Genomic DNA, 369 nt, shown 5'->3' on the forward strand with positions numbered 1-369 from the left:
CGGAAACTGGCGAAGCAGTTTATCGTAAGCACCGGCTAAACAGCTGTTATCGTGGACTCTTTGACCACTGTCAAACCTTCTGTCATGCTTTGGTTACAGCTTTAAAAGCTCGTCCCAGAATGCATAGTGTGGATACTTTTGTTCACCAATTCAAGACTAATTACACAGGAGTTGTCTGTCCCTCAACACCGACGGTGTATCGATACATTGATGACCAGCGTTTAGCTATCCGTAATTCAGACCTACCAGCTAAACTCCGTCGCCGAGTCAAACGTCCCGGGACAAAGCATCACCGAATCAATAAGAAGAATCTGGGCCATTCAATCGAAGAGCGTCCCACTGTGGTTCAAGCGCGTCAAGAGCTTGGAC

At 47.4% G+C, this 369-nt stretch carries 1 protein-coding gene; it reads left to right on the plus strand.

Going from position 1 to position 369, the window contains the following annotated elements:
- Window positions 1-369: transposase family protein (locus tag LPKJCM_RS00350; protein ID WP_501161688.1), on the plus strand; the 369-nt coding region annotated here is incomplete at both ends.

Origin of the sequence: Lentilactobacillus parakefiri, from assembly GCF_002157585.1 — a bacterium.
GTDB classification, from domain to species: domain Bacteria; phylum Bacillota; class Bacilli; order Lactobacillales; family Lactobacillaceae; genus Lentilactobacillus; species Lentilactobacillus parakefiri.